Origin of the sequence: Sphingomonas sp. BE123, from assembly GCF_031456015.1 — a bacterium.
GTDB lineage: Bacteria > Pseudomonadota > Alphaproteobacteria > Sphingomonadales > Sphingomonadaceae > Sphingomonas.
This window is the reverse complement of record NZ_JAVDTW010000002.1, coordinates 685,239-703,413: the sequence shown is the minus strand read 5'-3', so window position 1 is coordinate 703,413 and position 18,175 is coordinate 685,239. Positions and strand designations below refer to the sequence as shown.

The window sequence follows — 18,175 nt, the reverse complement described above, 5'->3', positions numbered from 1 at the left end:
GCCACACAGAAAGACCCTAGAACACCGCCGCAACAAGCTGGGCGAACGCGTCGGCGCGATGGCTCATCGCGTGCTTCGCGGCTGGGTTCATTTCGCCAAAGCTGCGCGCATGCCCCTCGGGCACGAACATCGGGTCATAGCCGAAGCCCTTGTCCCCGCGCGGCGGCCAGACCAGCGTCCCGTCGACGCGCCCCTCGAACCATTCGACATGCCCGTCGGGCCACGCCAGCGCCAGCGCGCACACGAAATGCGCCGCGCGCGACGTGCCCTCGGGCAGCGCCTCCAGCTTGTAGTTCACCCGCCGCATCGCCAGGTCGAAATCGCGCCCTTCGCCGGTCACCGGCTCCAGCCCGGCAATCCCTGGATCGGCCAGGCCCCAACGCGCGGAGAAGATCCCCGGATCGCCGCCCAGCGCGTCGACGCACAGCCCGCTGTCATCGGCCAGTGCGGGCAGCCCCGACAGGTCCGCCGCCTGCATCGCCTTCAACTCGGCATTGGCGACGAAGGTCGTGCCGGTCTCTTCCGGTTCGGGCAGGTCGAGCGACGCCGCGCTGATCGGCTCGATACCATAGGGGGCGAGCAGGTCGCGAATCTCGCGCACCTTGCCCTCATTATGGCTGGCGATGACCAGCTTGCCCGGCTGGAGCTTGCGGATCGCCTGCGGGGCGTCGCCCTCGCCGCTCACCGTCCCGCTGCCTTCAGCTGCGCCGCGAAAATCTCGCCGCACCCGATCCGCGCGAGGCGGAGCAGCCGCAGCAGCCCTTCCTCGTCATAGGTCGCGCCCTCGGCGGTCGCCTGCGCCTCGGCGATCTTGCCATCGGCCAGCAGCACGAAGTTCGCATCCGCATCCGCCGCGCTGTCCTCGTCATAATCGAGGTCGAGCACCGGCGTACCCTGATAGATGCCGCACGACACCGCCGCGACCTGCTGCATGATCGGATCGCCGGTCAGCTTGCCCTCGGCCATCAGCTTGTCGACTGCCAGACGCAACGCGACCCACGCGCCGCTGATCGCCGCCGTGCGCGTGCCGCCATCGGCCTGAATCACGTCGCAATCCAGCGTGATCTGGCGCTCGCCCAGCGCCTTGAGGTCGGTGACCGCGCGCAAGCTGCGCCCGATCAGCCGCTGGATCTCCTGCGTCCGCCCCGACTGCTTGCCCTTCGCCGCCTCGCGGCTGCCACGGGTATGCGTCGCGCGCGGGAGCATACCGTACTCGGCCGTGACCCAGCCCTCGCCCTTGCCGCGCAGGAACGGCGGCACCCGCTCCTCGACACTCGCGGTCACCAGCACCTTGGTATTGCCGAAACTCACCAGCACCGATCCTTCGGCATGGATGGTGAAGTTCGGTTCGATGCTGATCGCACGCATCTGATCGGGGGCGCGGCCGCTGGGGCGCATAAAAATATTCTCCAAGGTTCGTTTCGCTGCGGACCTAGACGCACGGGAACGAACGCGCCAGTCTTGCGCTTCGCTCCGTCGGAGAAATGGCATGAAACGGCTTGGGTTGATCGTGGTGCTGGGACTGGCGATCGCAGGCTGCGCGCGCACGCCCGCGCCAGAGGTCCCGCCCCCCGCCGCCGCCGTGACCCAGATCAGCTACAGCACCGGCCCCTGTTTCGGCGCCTGCCCGGTCTATGCTTTCACGGTTCAGGCCAATGGCAACGGCAGCTTCGAAGGCAAGCGTTTCACCCAGACCGGCGGCACCAAGTCCTTCAAGCTCACGCGCGCCCAGTTCGACAGTTTCGCCGCCGCACTCGCCCCCTACCGCCCCAAGCCCGGCACCAGCCGACGCTACGCGCATGGCGAAAAAGGCTGCGAACGCGCCGCGACCGACATGCCCAGCGCCGAAATCAGCTGGACCGGCCCCGCGGGCAAGAGCAGCCTCTCCTACTATTTCGGCTGCGACATGGACGCCAACCGCGCCATGGCCGACGCCATCGGCAACGCCCCCGACCTGATCCCCGCACTAACCCCGCTGATCGGCGAGCGGCCTTGAGAGCAGCCGCCAACACGCTACATTCGCATTCGTGACCACCCCGCCGATCACCGAGCTGACCGACCGCGCCCGCGACATCTTTCGCGTCGTGGTCGAATCATATCTCGACGCGGGTCAGCCGGTCGGCTCGCGCACCATCTCGCGCGCGCCCGGCCTCAACCTCTCCCCCGCCTCGATCCGCAACGTCATGCAGGATCTGGAGGAGCTCGGCCTGCTCGCCGCGCCGCATACCAGCGCGGGGCGGATGCCGACCGAGCTTGGCCTGCGCCTATTCGTCGATGGCATGATGCAGGCCAACGAACCCTCGGCTGAGGAGCGCGCCGCGATCGAGGCACGCGCCGACGCGCGCGGCCCGGTCGAGGAGGCGCTCGCCGCCACCACCGCCGCGCTCTCGGGCCTCTCCGCCTGCGCCGGCATGGTGCTGGTGCCCAAGGCAGAGCGCGTGTTGCGCCAGTTCGGCTTCGTGCCCTTGGGCAATGACCGTGCGCTGGCCGTGCTGGTGGGCGAAGACGGCTCGGTCGAGAACCGCGTGGTCGAACTGCCCCCCGGCCTGCCCCCGGCGACGCTGGAGCAGGCCGCCAATTACCTCACCGCCACGCTCGGCGGCCTTACGCTGTCGCAAGCGCGTGCCCGCATCGCGACCCAGATCGCGAGCGAACGCGCCGCGCTCGACGATGCCGCCCGCACCCTGGTCGAGCGCGGCCTCGCCGTCTGGTCGCAGGATGGCGACGATCGCCCGGTGCTGATCGTGCGCGGTCAGGGCCGGTTGCTCGAATCCGCGCTGGCCGAGGATCTCGACCGCGTCACCCGCCTGCTCGACGAGCTGGAGGGCAAGGAGGAAATCGCCCGCCTGCTCGACAGCGCGCGCGAGGCCGACGCCGCGCGCATCTTCATCGGGTCAGAGAACAAGCTGTTCGCCTTGTCCGGCTCCTCCGTCATCGCCAAGCCGGTGCGCGCGATGGACGGCCGCGTGGTCGGCGTGGTGGGTGTTATCGGCCCGACCCGGTTGAACTATGCGCGCGTCGTGCCCATGGTGGACTTCACGGCATCGACCCTGGCCAGATTGCTGGCCTGAACCATAAGAAAACACGCAGGAACCATGACCGAAGAACCCAAGACCGAAGCGACCGACGACCTCCGTCAGGAAACCGCAGAGGGGGCCCCCGAAGTGGCCGAACAGGACCGCGTCGCCGCGCTTGAGGCGGAACTCGCCGAAGCCAAGTCCGCAACGCTTTACGCCCGCGCCGAGGCGCAGAACCTGCTGCGCCGCGCGCAGAAGGAAGCCGAGGACGCGCGCAATTACGCCGCGACCGGCTTTGCCCGCGACATCCTGTCGGTCGCCGACAATCTCGGCCGCGCACTCGCCGCGATCCCCGAGGAATTGCGCGAGGACGACAAGATGAAGGGGCTGATCACCGGCCTCGAAGCGACCGGGCGCGAACTCGACAGCGTCTTCGCCCGCCACGGCATCTCGAAGATCACCGCGCTCGGCGAGGCGCTCGACCCCAATCGCCACCAGGCGATGATGGAAATGCCCAGCGCCGACGCCGAACCCGGCACGATCGTGCAGGAAATCCAGTCCGGCTACATGATCCGCGACCGCCTGCTCCGCCCGGCGCTGGTGGGTGTGGCGAAGACGCCGGACTAAATCTTTCGCCCCTCCCCTTCAGGGGAGGGGATGGGGGTAGGGCCGCGAAGTCTCACCGAGACCGGTTGCCAAGAGGATAGCCCCCACCCCAACCCCTCCCCTGAAGGGGAGGGGCTAAGAGGCGGGTAGCGCGATCGCGCGACCTCCCCTATCTCCCCCTCATGTCCGGCCGCTTTGACTCCATCCCTCACCGCCGCGCGATCGTCGACCGGCGGGCGCTGGCGGACGACCTCGCCGCGCTTGACGCGCCCGACACGATGCGGCTGCGCCAGGCCGCCGCACTTCGCCTCAAGCGAGCCTTGGAGGATGGCCGCGCCGAGATCGCCCGCCGCCTGATCGACCACCCGGCCAAGGGGCATGAAAGCGCGGCGAGCGGCGCGTTCCTGATGGATCAGCTGCTGCGCACGCTGTGGGACTTCACCCTCACGCGCCTTTATCCCAACAGCAACCCGACCGCGGCCGAACGCATGACGCTGATCGCGGTCGGCGGCTATGGGCGCGGCGAGATGGCGCCGCACAGCGATGTCGATATCGGCTTCATCACCCCGTGGAAGCAGACCGGGTGGAGCGAGCAGGTGATCGAATCGATCCTCTACTCGCTATGGGACATGGGGCTGAAGGTCGGCCACAGCTCGCGCTCGCTCGACGAAATGGTGCGCGAGGCAAAGGCCGACGTCACCGTCTGCACCGCGCTGGTCGAGGCACGCTATGTGTGGGGCGATACCGCGCTCTATGACGAGGCGGCGGCGCGCTTCAAGGCCGAGATCCAGGGCGGCGGGGCGCGCGGTTTCATCGCGCAGAAGCTCGCCGAGCGCGACGAGCGCCACCGCAAGATGGGCGACAGCCGCTATGTCGTCGAACCCAATGTAAAGGAGGGCAAGGGCGGCCTGCGCGACCTCCACACGTTGTTCTGGATCGGCAAGTTCGCGCATGGCGTGCGTGAACCCGCCGACCTGGTCGAAGTCGGGCTGCTCACCAAACTCGAATATCGCCAGTTCCGCCGCGCCGAGAATTTCCTGTGGGCGGTGCGCTGCCACCTCCACACGCTCGCCCGGCGCGGCGAGGACCGGCTGACCTTCGACTATCAGCGCGAGATCGCCGAGCGGATGCGCTACGCCGACCGGCCGGGCAAGTCGAAGGTCGAGCGCTTCATGCACTTCTACTTCCTTCAGGCGAAGATGGTCGGCGACCTGACCGGCGTCTTCCTCGCGCATCTGGACGAGAAATTCGCCGCGCGTGGCAGCCGCTTCGGCCTGCCCCGCATCCGCCGCTCCCCGCGCAAGCTCAAGGGTTTCGTCCTCGACCGCGGCCGGCTTGCCTTGCCGCGCGACGATTTCTTCCGCGAGGACCCGGTCCGGCTGCTCGAACTGTTCCAGCTCGCCGACCTGCATGGCCTTGAAGTCCATCCGCTGGCGATGCGCGCCGCCAATCGCGATGCTAAGCTGATCGCCGACTGGCGCGACGACCGCCGCGCCAACGCGCTGTTCATGGACGTGCTGACCAGCCCGCGCGACCCGGAAACCGTGCTGCGCTGGATGAATGAAGCCGGGGTATTCGGCGCCTTCGTGCCGGACTTTGGCCGCGTCGTCGCGCAGATGCAGTTCGACATGTACCACCATTTCACGGTGGACGAGCACACGATCCGCGCGGTCGGGCTGCTCAACCGGATCGAGCGCGGCGAGCTCAGGGACGATCACCCGCTCGCCAGCGGCATTTTCGGCCAGATCGCCTCGCGCCGCGCGCTCTATGTCGCGGTGCTGCTGCACGATATCGCCAAGGGCCGCGGCGGCGACCACAGCGTGATCGGGGCGGAGATCGCGCTCAAGCTCGGCCCGCGCTTCGGCCTGACTGCGGCAGAGACCGAGACGGTGTCGTGGCTGGTCCGCTATCACCTGCTGATGTCCGCCACCGCGTTCAAGCGCGACCTCAGCGACTTCAAGACGATCCTCGACTTCACCGCCGTGGTGCAATCGCCCCAGCGGCTGATGATGCTGCTGATCCTGACCGTGGTCGATATCCGCGCGGTCGGTCCCGGCGTGTGGAACGGGTGGAAGCGCCAGCTGCTCACCAATTTGTTCGACAGTGCCGAGGAAGTGCTGCGCCTCGGCCACAAGCAAAAGGGGCGCGGCGAGCGGATCGCCGCGAAACAGGCGGTGCTGGCCGCTGCGGTCGGCGCCGATGTCGGCGACTTTGTCCGCCGTCTGCCCGACGCCTATTGGATCGCCGAGCCCGAGGACGTGATCGAACGCAATGCGCGTTTTGTCGGCCGGGTCGGCGGGGCGCAGCTGTCGGTCGAGGCGACGGTCTATCCCGATCGCGGCGCGACGCTCGTCACCGTCTATGCCGCCGATCATGCCGGCCTGTTCTATCGCATCGCCGGCGCGATCCATGCTGCCGGCGGCAACATCATCGACGCGCGCATCCACACGACGCGCGACGGCATGGCGCTCGACAATTTCCTGGTTCAGGATCCGCTCGGCCGCCTGTTCGACGATCCTGGCCAGCTCGCGCGGATCGAGACGGCGATCGCCGAGGCGCTCGCCAACCGCGCCAAGCTCACCGAAAAGCTCGCCGCCAAGCCCTTGCCGCGCCTGCGCGCCGACGCGTTCGACATCGAACCCAATGTGCTGATCGACAACAAGGCGTCGAACCGCTTCACCGTGATCGAGGTGCAGGCGCGCGACCGCCCGGCGCTGCTCCATCACCTTGCCTATGCGCTGTTCCAATCCAAGGTGACGATCCATAGCGCGCATGTCGCCACCTATGGCGAGCGCGCGGTCGACACCTTCTACGTAACCGACCTGACCGGCGACAAGATCACCGCCGTGCTGCGCCTGAAGTCGCTCGAACGCCGATTGCTGGATGCCGCGACCGGGCTGGGCGAATTCGCGTCGGCAGCCTGACCTTATCCTCCCCCGCCAGGGGGAGGTGGCGCCGAAGGTGACGGAGGGGGAGGACGGCTGTGCGCTAGAGCCTCTTGCCGTCGCGCTTCCTCCCCCTCCGTCAGCTGCGCTGACACCTCCCCCTGGCGGGGGAGGATTAAAGCTCCATCGTCGGCCCGGCCTTGAGCCGGGCCCGGGCCTCTTCTTCAGCACCGGCCAAAGACAGCCCGGCCCCGGGTCGAGCCGGGGGCGATGATAAGGATGGATTTGCCCGCCTGTTTCCCTACTCTCCCCCATCACCACGGGAGGACCGAACAATGGGTGTACTCGGCATGGGCGGACTATTCTTCCGGGCCAAGGACCCGGACGCGCTCAACACATGGTATCGCGAGCATCTCGGCATCGGCGCGGGCTGCGTCGCCGAGGATAGCGGGGGCGAGGTCAATGAATGGACCTGGCACACCCAGGGCGGCCCGATGGTGTTCGCCCCGTTCAAGGCGACCACCGACTATTTCCCCGCCGACAAGCAGTTCATGATCAACCTGCGCGTCCGCGACCTTGAAGGCATGCTCGAACAGCTCAACGCGGCGGGAATCGACATCATCACCAAGGATGAATGGGATTCGCCGGAGGTTGGCAAATTCGCCCGCATCCACGATCCCGAGGGCAACGCCATCGAATTATGGGAGCCACCCGCATGACCGCCGTCTGGATCGCACTCGGCGCAGTGGCCATTTCGCTGGTCACCGTTGCCATCTCGCTCAACGCGGCGAAGACGGCAAAGCGCCGAAAGGATGGCGGCGACGGCGGCACCAGCTACGCCAGCGACACCGGCGACCGCGACCGCACCGACAGCGACTCGGGCGGGGATAGCGGCGGAGACGGCGGCGGCGGCGGAGACTGACCCGTTCCTCCCCTGAGCTTGCTCAGGGGAGGGGGACCATGCGCAGCATGGTGGAGGGGCCGCGCCAAAGGCGCGGAAAGCGTGCCGCAAGCGACCCGCTGCGTCTACGCGCAGCGCCCCTCCACCACCCGCTACGCGGGCGGTCCCCCTCCCCCAGCAAGCTGGTGGAGGAATATGCCCCCATCGTCAGCCCGGCCCTGAGCCGGGCCAAGGCTTCTTCATCCAACGCTGCAAGAAAAGCCCAGCTCCGGGTCAAGCCCGGGGCGACGGGGAACTACAACCCGATCGGCGACCCCGCGACAGGCAATTCAGCACCAAGCCAGTCATGTGCAGCAAACGCCTCAGCATCGCCCCAATGCAATTCATCGCCATCGACCCAGATATTCAGTGTCATGTTGGCATCGAACCCCAACCGAACGCCGACATCGTGGCCATCACGGGTCAACGCGTGAAGCAACGTCACCCCGGCGCCTCGCAAATGCGCCGCGATCATATCGGTGACATCGGCAACATCGACTTGCCCATATTCCGCCACGTCGAACGGCCGATCGAGCGGCAGCCGATCGACCATCGCCCGGAACCCGTCTCCGGCAACCCCGATCCGGAGCGAGCGGCTGTCTGCGAAGCGCAGCAATAGCCGGATCGGCGTGCCGCTCGGCTGTCCCTCAAAGAGATGACGGTTGGCGTGGATTGCGGTCAGCCTCAAACAGCCCCTCTCAATCCCGCTGGTACACCCGCACATAATCGACTTCCATCGCTGCCGGGAAGGCCTTGGGGTCGATCCCCTTCTGCCCGCCCCAGCCGCCGACCGCGACGTTGAGGATCAGATATTCGGGCGTCCCGAACGGCCAGGTCTGCGGATCACCCTTCTTGTCATTCTCGAACCGCATATAGGCGCGCCCGTTCATCCCGATCAGGATGCGGTCTTCGTTCCAGTCGAGCTGATAGGTGTGGAACGTCTCGCACACGTCGCGCTGCACGACATGCGCGCCCTTTTGCGTCTGCGCGACATGGTTGTACGCGCCGGTGTGCACCGTGCCATGGACGCGGCCATTGTCCCAGCCGACATGCTCCATGATGTCGATCTCGCCCATTGCGGGCCAGCCCTTGCTGTCGTCCGATGCCAGCATCCAGATCGCCGGCCAGATGCCGCGCCCGCACGGCAGCTTGGCGCGAATCTCGAAAAAGCCGTAGCGCCAGTCGGCGATCCCCTTGGTGAAGATCTTGCCCGACGCATAATCCTGCCCGCCATGATCGGGCTTGTCGGACAACCGCTCCTGCGTCGCCGTGATGATCAGCCGGCCACCTTCGACGCGCACATTCTGCGGGCGCGCGGCGGCATAATATTGCTTTTCTTCGTTGTGCCAGCCGAGCTTGTTGCGGTGGGTATCATAGGCCCAGCGCTTGGGATCGGGCAGGCCGTCGACATCGAACTCGTCCGACCAGACCAGCCTGGCATCCGCCGGACGGACGAGCGGCTCGTCCGTCCCGGCGGTGATCGCTGGGCTGTGCACCAGCTGCGCGGCCGCAGGAAGCGGCGCGGCCAGCGCAAGCACCACCGCCCTCATTTGGGCGACAGCACCATCAGCATCTGGCGGCCTTCCATGCGCGGATAGCTCTCGACCTTCGCCACTTCGGCGCTGTCCTCCTGCACGCGCTTGAGCAGGTTCATGCCCAGCTGCCCATGGCTCAGCTCGCGTCCGCGGAAACGCAGCGTGATCTTGACCTTGTCGCCCTCGCCGATGAACTTCAGCACCGCCTTCATCTTCGTATCATAATCATGATCGTCGATGTTCGGACGCATCTTGATCTCCTTGATCTCCTGCGTCTTCTGGGTCTTGCGGGCGGCATTGGCCTTTTTCTGGGCCTCGTACTTGTACTTGCCGACGTCCAGGAACTTGGCGACGGGCGGATCGGCATTGGGCGACACTTCGACCAGGTCGAGGCCCAGCTCCTGCGCCTGCTCCATCGCTTCGCGCGTGTACATCACGCCCAGATTCTCGCCTTCATGGTCGATCACGCGAACCTTGGGCGACTGGATGAATTCGTTATAGCGCGGGCCGGTGGGCACCGGGGGCGCGAAACCGCGCCGGGACATGGGAGGACGTATAGGAACAGCTCCTGTTATAATTTCGACGACTTACGATAACGCAGAAACGCGCGAACGGGTAGCCCCGCCGCGCGGCCCTGACGAAAAAGCCACACGCTGTGGCGCGCGGGTTACGCCTTCATATCGGGTGGCGTCGCCGCATCTGCAAGCATCGCGATGGCGTCGTCGAGCGACATGACCTTCTGCCCCTCGCTGCCCAGCGTACGGACGGCGACCGTCCCCTCCTCGGCCTCGCGCTTGCCGACCACCAGCAGATGCGGAACCTTGGCAAGGCTATGCTCGCGCACCTTGTAGTTGATCTTCTCGTTGCGCAGGTCGCTCTCGACCCGGATCCCCGCCGCCTTCAGCTTCGCAACCGCGTCCTTCGCATAATCGTCGGCGTCCGACACGATCGTCGCCACCACTGCCTGCACCGGCGCCAGCCACACCGGCAGGCGGCCCGCGAAATGCTCGATCAGGATGCCGATGAACCGCTCATACGACCCAAAGATCGCACGGTGCAGCATCACCGGCCGGTGCCGCTCGCCATCCTCGCCGACATAGCTCGCATCCAGCCGCTCGGGCAGCACGCGGTCCGACTGGATCGTGCCGACCTGCCACGTCCGCCCGATCGCGTCGGTCAGGTGCCATTCCAGCTTGGGCGCATAGAATGCCCCCTCACCCGGCAGCTCTTCCCAGCCATATTCTTCGGTCGCCAGCCCCGCGCGCACCACCGCGTCGCGCAGCTCATTCTCCGCCTTGTCCCAGTCGGCGTCGGAGCCAAAGCGCTTCTCGGGCCGCAGCGCCAGCTTGATCGAATAGCTAAAGCCGAAATCGCGATACACCCGATCCGCCAGCTCGCAGAACGCCTGCACCTCGGCGACGATCTGATCCTCGCGGCAAAAGATATGCGCGTCGTCCTGCGTGAACTGGCGCACGCGCATCAACCCGTGCAGCGCGCCATGCGGCTCGTTGCGGTGGCAGCAGCCATTTTCGTAGAGCCGCAGCGGCAGCTCGCGATAGCTCTTCAGCCCCTGGCGAAAGATCAGCACATGCGCCGGGCAGTTCATCGGCTTCAGCGCCATCCAGTCGGCCTCGCCGCTGATCACTGGGCCTTCATCCTCGGTGTTCGGCACCTCGTCGGGGATCACGAACATGTTCTCGCGATACTTGCCCCAATGGCCCGACTGCTCCCACTGGCGCGCGTCCATCACCTGCGGCGTCTTGACCTCGCGATAGCCCGCACCGTCGATCGCGCGGCGCATATACGCCTCGAGCTGGCGCCACACCATATAGCCCTTGGGGTGCCAGAACACGCTGCCATGCGCTTCCTGCTGCAGGTGGAACAGGTCCATCTCCGCGCCCAGCTTGCGATGGTCGCGCTTCGCCGCTTCCTCGAGCTTGTGGAGATGCGCGTCGAGCTGCTTCTTGTTCAGCCAACCGGTGCCGTAGATGCGCGTCAGCTGGGCATTCTTCTGGTCGCCGCGCCAATAGGCCCCCGCGACCCGCATCAGCTTGAACGCCTGCGGATCGAGCTTGCCCGTGGAGGCCAGATGCGGCCCGCGGCACATGTCGAGCCAGTCGTCGCCCGACCAGTATACCGTCAGCTCCTCGCCCTCGGGCAGTTCCTTGGCCCATTCGGCCTTGAAGCTCTCGCCCTCGGCGGTCCAGCGGTCGATCAGCGCCTGCCGGCTCCACACCTCGCGGCGCAGCGGCTTGTCGGCGCGGATGATCTCGCGCATCTTCTCCTCGATCGCGGGCAGATCCTCCATCGAGAAGGGCGCACGCGAAGCCGGGGCCATCACATCATAGTAAAAGCCGTCATCGGTCGCCGGGCCAAAGGTGATCTGCGTGCCGGGAAACAGCGCCTGCACCGCCTCGGCCAGGATATGCGCAAAATCGTGCCGCGCCAGCTCCAGCGCATCCGCCTCGTCGCGCGCCGTCACCAGCGCCAGCGCGGAGTCCTTCTCCAGCGGCCGGTTGATGTCGCGCAATTCGCCATCGACCCGCGCGGCAATCGCCGCCTTGGCGAGGCCGGGCCCGATCGCGGCCGCAATGTCGCCCGGCGTGGTCCCCGGCGCGACCTGTCGCACAGAGCCATCTGGAAGCGTGATCGAAAGAAGGTCGGCCATATCAATCCTGCATGTTTGACGTGCCTATGCACGGGGCAGCGCCGTAGGAAAAGAGGCAGGATCGGGAGGAGCAGCGCCATCTCACCCGATCCCGGGCAAGAGGGCCAGCGCCGGGCTTCAGCCGCGCACGCCAAACCCTCCCGCCGCGGCGGGAGGTGTGGTGGTAGTGCTGGCAAAGCGAACGGCCATGCGCAGGGTATAGCTACACCCGCCCGTCAACGCCAGCGCCCCCGTCCACCCCCTCGTCGTCCCGGCCTTGAGCCGGGACAGGGCTTTTCTTCGGCGACGTAAGAAGGAGCCAGGCCCCGGGTCAGGTCCGGGGCGACGAGGGAGGGAACGGCCGCCCGTCTTCGCGCCCTCGCGTGAATCAAAGCTTCTTCTTCACCCTGCCTAAAGCTACCCTCCGGCCATGCCCGCCGACCACCGCATCGCCGCCATCCTCCCCTGCCGCGACCTGCAGGCCAGCACCGCATTCTACCAGCGCCTCGGCCTCACCCTCGACAGCGACTGGGGCGATTACTGCATCCTCAGCGACGGCAATGGCTGGCACCTCCACCTGCGCCACGAACCCACCACGCCCCAGGCCCCCGACAACCCCTTCGGCCTCTACCTCTACGCCGAAGACGTGGACGCCATCGCTGCCCGCGTCCGCGACGCGATCATCGAACCCGGCGCACCGCATCTCAAGCCATGGGGCATGTATGAGTTCGCCGTCAGCGACCCCGACGGCGTCCTGGTGCGCGTGGGGCGGGAGGCATGAAAGTGTCGCGCCGCGTGGCAATCGCAGCCGTCGCGATCATCGTCACCGGCTGCGAGCACAAGGTCGACACGCTTGCCCAACCGGAACAGGCAAATACGACCGCGTCGATCGTTCAACCGTTCAAGGATCGCCGCGTCACCAACCCGTTCCCCGGCGCAACCGAAGTCCGTCTGTTCGTCGAGGTCAGCTACACCAAGGACGACAAGCCGATCCTCAGCAAGCGCAACGGCGTTCGGCTCAACGCGGCGCAACGCAAGGCGTTCGAGGATAGCCTGAAGATCACCGCCGCGCCGGAATACGATATGATGTGCTTCATCCCGCACCATTTCTTCCGCTATTATGATGCGCGCGGCCAAGAGATCGGCACGGTTTCGGTCTGCTTCTGCTGCGATGGCGTCGAGGCGTCTGGATCGAAGGCGCTCGAACCACCGGACAGTGCAACCCTCAACGCGGACTACCGGCAATTGAAGGCGCTGGTCGCAGCGCTGGGCGAGCCAACGGACATACTCTGCGACTAATCTCTAGCCCCTCCCGCTTGCGGGAGGGGTTGGGGAGGGTCTTCTTCTGCCAACACCTCACAGATTCCTCACTCCCGCCTCATTACCCCGCACCCAAATCGAGCCATTTCCTTGCCCTGCAACCAGCAGGAGCCACCCATGTCCTCCACCACCGCCTATCGCAGCGGCCTCGCGCTTTTCGGCCTTACCGCGTTCCTGATCGTCTGGACGACTATCGTCCGCGACGACGGCAGCGGAGCTGGCAATTTCATGATCATCCTCGCCGCGGTTGTCGGCGGCTATGCCGTCCGCTTCGATGCCGCCGGCCTCGCTCGCGCGATGGCCGGCGTCGCGACGATGCAGCTCATCCTCGGCCTGCTCACCGCCACCGCCCCGATCACCGCAACGCTGGACAGCGGCGCCCCTAAGGCCTTCGCCTTCCACGCCGTGTTCATGCTGTTCTGGCTCGCAAGCGCCATGCTGTTCCGCTTCGCGGGACGGGGTTCGCTTGCGGCAAGGTGACGGATCAGGGGTGGGCGTTCCGGTGGATCAGTTCATACACCCTGCGCGGGTCCTGAATGCGAAAAAACCGCGTCGGGCTGGCCAGTGCCGGAAGCCACCAATTCAGCCCGTTCGCGGCCATCCAGCCGCTAGTCCCCGGCTCGAACGCCAGCGTTCCGGTGCCGTCGCGATGCTGCGCAAGGTCCAGCCGGGGCAGGCGGCGGATGTCGAGCGAACTGACCGACCCTCCCCGCAGCACGATGACGCGCTGGTCGGTGACGGCGTAGAAGATGCGTCTGCGCAGCCAGGCATCGTGAACGAACCGGCCCGCGATCAGGTACAGACCGATGACGAGAAACGGCAGCCCCCACAGCTTGAAGAACCAGTCCGCCCCGCCATCATCCACACCGCCGAACGGTCCGAACCACACCATCGCGTTCCAGAAGATCGCAAACCCGCCCCACATCAGGCTGAACGGGATAAGCAGCGCATCCATCCCGCTCAGTGTCAGGCCCTGTTGCGGCTGGCCCGACCACAGAATCCGTTCATGGGGAAGGAGGTGCGGTTGGAGCTGCTGGCGAAGATCAGCGTTCATCCGCTTTGCGTAACACCGAAACCGTGCCGCACCACCCCTGAAAACCGGCTTTCCTACATCTCCCCGAAAAGCGCATAGGCTGATCGATGCGCCCTCCGTCCGACTCGCTCTGCCAGACACGCGTCGCACGCGCGCAACCGGTTCCGGTCGCCCCCGCCCCGTACACGCGTGTTTTTGTCAGTTTCGTCCGGCAGCCGTCAGCCCCGACCTCACATCACCCCGAACGGTACCACCCGGTTGAGCGCGATATGCCCGATCCCCGATCGGCCGAGATACGGCACGCCCATCTCGCGGCACCAACGGATGATGACCTGTTCCAGCGATTCGCCGAACGGCACGTCATTGTCGACCATGTCGGTCACCGCGCCCAGCCGCACCCCGGCAATGCCCTGCAGCTGGGTGGCATGCGCCATCTGGAACAGCATCCGGTCGATCCGGTACATCGGCTCGCCGACCTCCTCGATATGCAGGACATGGTCGGTCAGGTCGGGCAGCCACGGCGTGCCGATCATCGCCGCCAGGATCGACAGGTTGAACGCCGCCGCCGGCCGACCGTCGAGAGTCGGCTCCAGCCCGTCACGCTTGCCGTCGATCAGCCAGCTCAGCACCCATCCGGCATCGGTGCCCTTGTCATTGACGCCCATGGCACTCGCCATCGACCCATGCGCCTGCCGCCCGATCCGCCGCGCATAGAGCGCACCCAGCATGAACCCCATGTCGGAATAGCCGACATAGGTCTTGTTCCGCGCCGCCGCCCCGAGCTGCGGCATCGCGACATCAAGGATGCGGTTGGAGCCATAGCCGCCGCGCGCGAACCAGATCGCGTCGAAGCCTGCGTCATTGGCGAATTCCAGAAACGCCGCCGCGCGAACCTCGTCGGGTCCGGCGAAATGCCCCTCGGTCATGAAGCATTGCGGGTGGAACACGATCTCGTGCGCGGGCCAGTACAGCGCCATGAACGCCTGCATCCGCGCCGCCGATTCCGCGCTGACTGTCCGTGCCGGTGCGACGACCCCGATCCGCATAGCTTCCCTTCGCTTGTCCCGCTCATGCTGAGCTTGTCGAAGCACCGTTCTTTCTGCGCGACCCGGCGAAGAAGAACGGCCCTTCGACAATCTCAGGGCGAACGGAAGTGGGACATGCTTGCCCCCTGTCTCCGAACCCGCGATAGCCTGTGACAATGCACAACGGCAAACCCCATTTCTTCGTCGGGATCGGCGGCAGCGGCATGATGCCGCTCGCGATGATCCTTGCCGGGCAAGGCGCACAGGTCGCCGGCTCGGACCGCAGCCTCGATTCCGGCCGCCTCCCCGCCAAGTTCGACGCGCTGCGCGCCCTCGGCATCGACCTGTTCCCGCAGGACGGCAGCGGCATCACCTCCCCCGATCAGGTCGTAATCGCCTCCGCCGCGGTCGAGGGCAGCGTCCCCGACATGGTTCAGGCGGCGGCGCTCGGCTGCCCCCGCATGACCCGCGCAGAACTCAACGCGAAACTGTTCAACGCCGCCCCGCTGTCGATCGGCGTCGCCGGGACCAGCGGCAAGTCGACCGTCACCGGCATGATCGCGTGGATCCTGCACCGCCTCGACCGCGATCCGACGGTGATGAACGGCGCGGTGATGAAGAATTTCGTCCGGCCCGAAGCGCCCTTTGCCAGCGCGTTGGTCGGCGGCGGCGACCTCTATGTCAGCGAAGTCGACGAAAGCGACGGATCGATCGCGCTCTACAATCCGCACGTCGCGGTGCTCAATAATGTCAGCCTCGATCACAAGAGCCTCGAAGAGCTGCGCAGCCTGTTCGGCGATTTCGCCGGGAAAGCGCGGACGACCATCGTCAACATCGGCGACCCCGAAAGCGCGGAACTGGCCAAAGCGCTCGATCCGACCCGCACGCGGACCTTCGCGGTCGAGCGCGACGCCGACCTGTCCGCCCGCAACCTTTCGCCCGAGCCCTTCGCCATTGGCTTCGATCTGGCGATGGACGGAGTCACTCGCCGCATCCGCCTGTCGGTCCCCGGCGCGCACAATGTCGCCAATGCCCTCGCAGCAATCGGCGCCTGCATCGCCGCCGGTCTCGACCCCGACGCCGTGTGCGAAGCGGTTCAGGGCTTCACCGGCCTGCGCCGCCGCTTCGAGCTGGTCGGTACCGCCAATGGCGTCGCGGTGATCGATGATTTCGGGCACAATCCCGACAAGATCGGCGCGACGCTCGACACGCTGCACGCCTTCCCCGGCCGCATCCTTGCGCTGTTCCAGCCGCACGGCTATGGCCCGCTCAAGGTGATGCGCCGCGAACTCGTCGCGATGTTCGCCGAAAAGCTCAGCGCCGACGACCAGCTGATCCTCCCCGACCCGGTCTATCAGGGCGGCACCGTCGCGCGCGAAGTGACCAGCGCCGACATCGTCGCCGACATCGCCGCCACCGGCCGCGACGCGCGCCACATTCCCGACCGCGCCGCCGCCGCCGCCCACCTCGCCGCCATCGCCCAGTCCGGCGACCGCATCGTGATCATGGGCGCGCGCGACGACACGCTCAGCCAGCTCGCGCAAAGCATCCTCGACGATTTGGAAAGCTAGGCAATCTTTTTGTAAAGTCAGGTTGACATAATCCGACGACTCGCCGTAAAGCTCACTTGTCATTTGAACAAGGGAGCTTTCCAATGCGCACTGCCGCCGCCAAGCGCTACCAGCGCCGCATGGTCCTCGTCTCGACCGCCTATGTCGTGCTGATCGGCGCCAACACCGCGCTCACCCATCTCTTCGCCCCGCCGGCCGCCATATCGGCCGCGATGGCGGTGATATCCGCGCTGCCCATCGCCGGGATGCTCGCTACCCTCGGCCTGTACCTCGAAGAGGAGAGCGACGAATTCCTCCGCGATCGCATCATCCGCTCGATGCTGATCGCCATCGGAATTCTACTCTCGGCAACGAGCGTCATCGGGATGCTGCAGTTCGAGCAGCTGGTCGGTGAGGTCCCCGTTTTCCTCGCCTTCCCGCTCTGGTGCGGCATCTGGGGCATCGCCCAGTCCTGGCTCAGCTGGCGCGACAAGCGGGCGGAGGAAGCGGCATGAAAAATCGCCTCCGCGTTCTCCGCGCCGAGCGCGAATGGAGCCAGCAGGACCTGGCCGAACGGCTCGAGGTCTCCCGGCAGAGCGTCAATGCGATCGAAACCGGCCGCTACGACCCCTCGCTGCCGCTGGCCTTCAAGATCGCCGATCTGTTCGGCCTGACGATCGAAGACATTTTCACCAACCCCGCAAAGGAGGCCTGAGCCATGTTCCGCCTGATCGCCCTACTGGCCCTCGCCACAACACCGCTCGCCCCTCCGGCAAGTCACGCCCAGACCGCCACCGCCGAACAGCGGATGCCACACATCTCGATCGTTGCCCTCGGTGAAGCCAAGCCCGGCCGCGAGCCGGTCTACCTCATCCCCGGCCTGTCCAGCCCCCGTGACGTCTGGGACGGCATCGCCCCCGATCTCGCCAAGGACCAGCAGGTCCTGCTGGTCCAGGTCAACGGATTTGGCGGCGACGCACTGGGCGAGAATGGCAAGCCCGGCATGACCGACGGCATCATCGCCGACCTCCTCGCCGATGCTGCCAAGCGCGGTGCCAAGCGGCCCGCGATGATCGGCCACAGCTATGGCGGCCTCATCGGCATGATGCTCGCTGCCCGTCACCCCGACCGGGTCGGCCGCTTGCTGGTCGTCGATACCCTGCCCTTCTTCGGCAAGCTGTTCGACCCCGCCGCCACCCCCGCCAGCATCGCGCCGCGCGCCGAACAGCTTCGTGCCATGACCATTGCCGGGGCCGATCGCATGAGGGCGATGCCCACTGTCACAAGCGACCCCGGCGGCATCTGGTCGAACACCCCCGAAGGTCGGATCAAGGTCGCCAATTGGGGTCTCAAGGCTGATCAGCGGGCCGTCGCCCAGGCGCTGTACGAGGATATCGTCACCGATATCGGCCCGGAACTGGGCAAGGTCACCGCCAAGCCCTTTACCATCCTCTACGCCGCCGGTGTCGGCGAGGCCCGGGCGAAGGCGATGTGGGAACCCGCCTATGCCGGCACCCCGGCCAGGCTAGTCGCGGTCCCCGACAGCTATCATTTCATCATGCTCGATCAGCCGCAGCGCTTCGCGGCAGAGGTCAAGGCATTCCTCGCCGAGTGACC

The 18,175-nt window shown here is 66.5% G+C and carries 21 protein-coding genes; 13 read left to right on the top strand and 8 right to left on the bottom strand.

The window, feature by feature from the left end; translation table 11 throughout:
- Positions 1-16 precede the first annotated feature (16 nt).
- Together rdgB and rph are read right to left on the bottom strand one after the other, a co-directional pair.
- Positions 17-685 (bottom strand): RdgB/HAM1 family non-canonical purine NTP pyrophosphatase, encoded by a 669-nt coding sequence (gene rdgB / locus J2Y54_RS11615; RefSeq protein ID WP_310039793.1) that lies wholly within the window; start codon positions 683-685, stop codon positions 17-19.
- On the bottom strand, positions 682-1,398 hold the full coding sequence (gene rph, locus J2Y54_RS11610) for a ribonuclease PH (RefSeq protein WP_310039791.1): 717 nt from the start codon (positions 1,396-1,398) through the stop codon (positions 682-684). Before rph ends, rdgB begins: the two co-directional genes overlap by 4 nt.
- Positions 1,399-1,489: 91 nt before the next feature.
- On the opposite strand from rph, the gene J2Y54_RS11605 reads away from it, so the two are divergent.
- The 6 genes from J2Y54_RS11605 (at position 1,490) to J2Y54_RS11580 (ending at position 7,430) form a co-directional block, all read left to right on the top strand.
- Entirely contained in the window at positions 1,490-1,996 is a 507-nt protein-coding gene (locus J2Y54_RS11605) for a DUF6438 domain-containing protein (protein ID WP_310039789.1), read from the top strand.
- Between the two features lie 31 nt (positions 1,997-2,027).
- Entirely contained in the window at positions 2,028-3,071 is a 1,044-nt protein-coding gene (gene hrcA, locus J2Y54_RS11600; RefSeq protein ID WP_310039788.1) for a heat-inducible transcriptional repressor HrcA, read from the top strand.
- Between the two features lie 24 nt (positions 3,072-3,095).
- Entirely contained in the window at positions 3,096-3,644 is a 549-nt protein-coding gene (grpE, locus tag J2Y54_RS11595) for a nucleotide exchange factor GrpE (protein WP_310039787.1), read from the top strand.
- A 161-nt stretch (positions 3,645-3,805) separates the two neighbouring features.
- Positions 3,806-6,547 carry a [protein-PII] uridylyltransferase gene (locus tag J2Y54_RS11590; protein WP_310039786.1) on the top strand — a complete coding sequence of 914 codons (2,742 nt, stop codon included), beginning with the start codon at positions 3,806-3,808 and terminating at the stop codon, positions 6,545-6,547.
- A gap of 296 nt (positions 6,548-6,843) precedes the next feature.
- The gene (locus tag J2Y54_RS11585; protein WP_310039785.1) at positions 6,844-7,227 is read left to right on the top strand and encodes a VOC family protein; all 384 of its coding nucleotides are present in this window, start codon (positions 6,844-6,846) and stop codon (positions 7,225-7,227) included.
- Positions 7,224-7,430: a hypothetical protein gene (locus J2Y54_RS11580; RefSeq protein ID WP_310039782.1), complete on the top strand. Its 207-nt coding sequence runs from the start codon at positions 7,224-7,226 to the stop codon at positions 7,428-7,430. The genes J2Y54_RS11585 and J2Y54_RS11580 overlap by 4 nt, the downstream gene beginning before the upstream one ends.
- Before the next feature lie 274 nt (positions 7,431-7,704).
- Here the strand turns inward: J2Y54_RS11580 and J2Y54_RS11575 are convergent, their stop codons facing one another.
- The 4 genes from J2Y54_RS11575 to thrS form a co-directional block, all read right to left on the bottom strand.
- Positions 7,705-8,001 (bottom strand): hypothetical protein, encoded by a 297-nt coding sequence (locus J2Y54_RS11575; protein ID WP_310039780.1) that lies wholly within the window; start codon positions 7,999-8,001, stop codon positions 7,705-7,707.
- Positions 8,002-8,146: 145 nt separating this feature from the next.
- Entirely contained in the window at positions 8,147-8,998 is an 852-nt protein-coding gene (locus tag J2Y54_RS11570) for a glycoside hydrolase family 16 protein (protein WP_310039777.1), read from the bottom strand.
- Positions 8,995-9,528 (bottom strand): translation initiation factor IF-3, encoded by a 534-nt coding sequence (gene infC / locus J2Y54_RS11565; protein ID WP_310039775.1) that lies wholly within the window; start codon positions 9,526-9,528, stop codon positions 8,995-8,997. Before infC ends, J2Y54_RS11570 begins: the two co-directional genes overlap by 4 nt.
- Before the next feature lie 122 nt (positions 9,529-9,650).
- On the bottom strand, positions 9,651-11,651 hold the full coding sequence (gene thrS, locus J2Y54_RS11560; protein WP_310039773.1) for a threonine--tRNA ligase: 2,001 nt from the start codon (positions 11,649-11,651) through the stop codon (positions 9,651-9,653).
- Positions 11,652-12,060: 409 nt separating this feature from the next.
- Between thrS and J2Y54_RS11555 the strand changes: the two genes are divergently transcribed.
- The 3 genes from J2Y54_RS11555 to J2Y54_RS11545 all read left to right on the top strand — a co-directional run bounded on the left by J2Y54_RS11555 (position 12,061) and on the right by J2Y54_RS11545 (position 13,430).
- Positions 12,061-12,411, top strand: coding sequence for a VOC family protein (locus J2Y54_RS11555; protein ID WP_310039770.1), 351 nt, complete (start codon positions 12,061-12,063; stop codon positions 12,409-12,411).
- Positions 12,408-12,929: a hypothetical protein gene (locus tag J2Y54_RS11550; protein ID WP_310039768.1), complete on the top strand. Its 522-nt coding sequence runs from the start codon at positions 12,408-12,410 to the stop codon at positions 12,927-12,929. Before J2Y54_RS11555 ends, J2Y54_RS11550 begins: the two co-directional genes overlap by 4 nt.
- A 138-nt stretch (positions 12,930-13,067) precedes the next feature.
- The gene (locus tag J2Y54_RS11545) at positions 13,068-13,430 is read left to right on the top strand and encodes a hypothetical protein (protein ID WP_310039767.1); all 363 of its coding nucleotides are present in this window, start codon (positions 13,068-13,070) and stop codon (positions 13,428-13,430) included.
- A gap of 4 nt (positions 13,431-13,434) precedes the next feature.
- Here J2Y54_RS11545 and J2Y54_RS11540 read toward each other — a convergent pair whose 3' ends face one another.
- On the bottom strand, positions 13,435-14,004 hold the full coding sequence (locus tag J2Y54_RS11540) for a hypothetical protein (protein WP_310039766.1): 570 nt from the start codon (positions 14,002-14,004) through the stop codon (positions 13,435-13,437).
- 209 nt (positions 14,005-14,213) lie between these two features.
- Positions 14,214-15,029, bottom strand: coding sequence for an LD-carboxypeptidase (locus tag J2Y54_RS11535; RefSeq protein WP_310039765.1), 816 nt, complete (start codon positions 15,027-15,029; stop codon positions 14,214-14,216).
- A 155-nt stretch (positions 15,030-15,184) separates the two neighbouring features.
- On the opposite strand from J2Y54_RS11535, the gene murC reads away from it, so the two are divergent.
- From murC to J2Y54_RS11515, 4 genes are all read left to right on the top strand, one after another.
- A complete protein-coding gene (gene murC, locus J2Y54_RS11530) occupies positions 15,185-16,579 on the top strand; it encodes a glutamate ligase domain-containing protein (protein ID WP_310039763.1) in 1,395 nt (464 codons plus the stop codon).
- 83 nt (positions 16,580-16,662) lie between these two features.
- The gene (locus tag J2Y54_RS11525; protein ID WP_310039760.1) at positions 16,663-17,073 is read left to right on the top strand and encodes a hypothetical protein; all 411 of its coding nucleotides are present in this window, start codon (positions 16,663-16,665) and stop codon (positions 17,071-17,073) included.
- Entirely contained in the window at positions 17,070-17,273 is a 204-nt protein-coding gene (locus J2Y54_RS11520; RefSeq protein WP_310039758.1) for a helix-turn-helix transcriptional regulator, read from the top strand. Before J2Y54_RS11525 ends, J2Y54_RS11520 begins: the two co-directional genes overlap by 4 nt.
- A gap of 3 nt (positions 17,274-17,276) precedes the next feature.
- A complete protein-coding gene (locus J2Y54_RS11515; protein WP_310039756.1) occupies positions 17,277-18,173 on the top strand; it encodes an alpha/beta hydrolase in 897 nt (298 codons plus the stop codon).
- The last annotated feature ends 2 nt before the right edge of the window (positions 18,174-18,175 follow it).

Coding starts and splice junctions, on each gene's coding strand:
- rph (WP_310039791.1), bottom strand. CDS start 1,398: ATGCGCCCCAGCGGCCGCGCCCCCGATCAGATGCGTGCGATCAGCATC.
- J2Y54_RS11605 (WP_310039789.1), top strand. CDS start 1,490: ATGAAACGGCTTGGGTTGATCGTGGTGCTGGGACTGGCGATCGCAGGC.
- grpE (WP_310039787.1), top strand. CDS start 3,096: ATGACCGAAGAACCCAAGACCGAAGCGACCGACGACCTCCGTCAGGAA.
- J2Y54_RS11590 (WP_310039786.1), top strand. CDS start 3,806: ATGTCCGGCCGCTTTGACTCCATCCCTCACCGCCGCGCGATCGTCGAC.
- J2Y54_RS11585 (WP_310039785.1), top strand. CDS start 6,844: ATGGGTGTACTCGGCATGGGCGGACTATTCTTCCGGGCCAAGGACCCG.
- J2Y54_RS11580 (WP_310039782.1), top strand. CDS start 7,224: ATGACCGCCGTCTGGATCGCACTCGGCGCAGTGGCCATTTCGCTGGTC.
- J2Y54_RS11575 (WP_310039780.1), bottom strand. CDS start 8,001: ATGGTCGATCGGCTGCCGCTCGATCGGCCGTTCGACGTGGCGGAATAT.
- J2Y54_RS11570 (WP_310039777.1), bottom strand. CDS start 8,998: ATGAGGGCGGTGGTGCTTGCGCTGGCCGCGCCGCTTCCTGCGGCCGCG.
- infC (WP_310039775.1), bottom strand. CDS start 9,528: ATGTCCCGGCGCGGTTTCGCGCCCCCGGTGCCCACCGGCCCGCGCTAT.
- thrS (WP_310039773.1), bottom strand. CDS start 11,651: ATGGCCGACCTTCTTTCGATCACGCTTCCAGATGGCTCTGTGCGACAG.
- J2Y54_RS11555 (WP_310039770.1), top strand. CDS start 12,061: ATGCCCGCCGACCACCGCATCGCCGCCATCCTCCCCTGCCGCGACCTG.
- J2Y54_RS11550 (WP_310039768.1), top strand. CDS start 12,408: ATGAAAGTGTCGCGCCGCGTGGCAATCGCAGCCGTCGCGATCATCGTC.
- J2Y54_RS11545 (WP_310039767.1), top strand. CDS start 13,068: ATGTCCTCCACCACCGCCTATCGCAGCGGCCTCGCGCTTTTCGGCCTT.
- J2Y54_RS11540 (WP_310039766.1), bottom strand. CDS start 14,004: ATGAACGCTGATCTTCGCCAGCAGCTCCAACCGCACCTCCTTCCCCAT.
- J2Y54_RS11535 (WP_310039765.1), bottom strand. CDS start 15,029: ATGCGGATCGGGGTCGTCGCACCGGCACGGACAGTCAGCGCGGAATCG.
- murC (WP_310039763.1), top strand. CDS start 15,185: ATGCACAACGGCAAACCCCATTTCTTCGTCGGGATCGGCGGCAGCGGC.
- J2Y54_RS11525 (WP_310039760.1), top strand. CDS start 16,663: ATGCGCACTGCCGCCGCCAAGCGCTACCAGCGCCGCATGGTCCTCGTC.
- J2Y54_RS11520 (WP_310039758.1), top strand. CDS start 17,070: ATGAAAAATCGCCTCCGCGTTCTCCGCGCCGAGCGCGAATGGAGCCAG.
- J2Y54_RS11515 (WP_310039756.1), top strand. CDS start 17,277: ATGTTCCGCCTGATCGCCCTACTGGCCCTCGCCACAACACCGCTCGCC.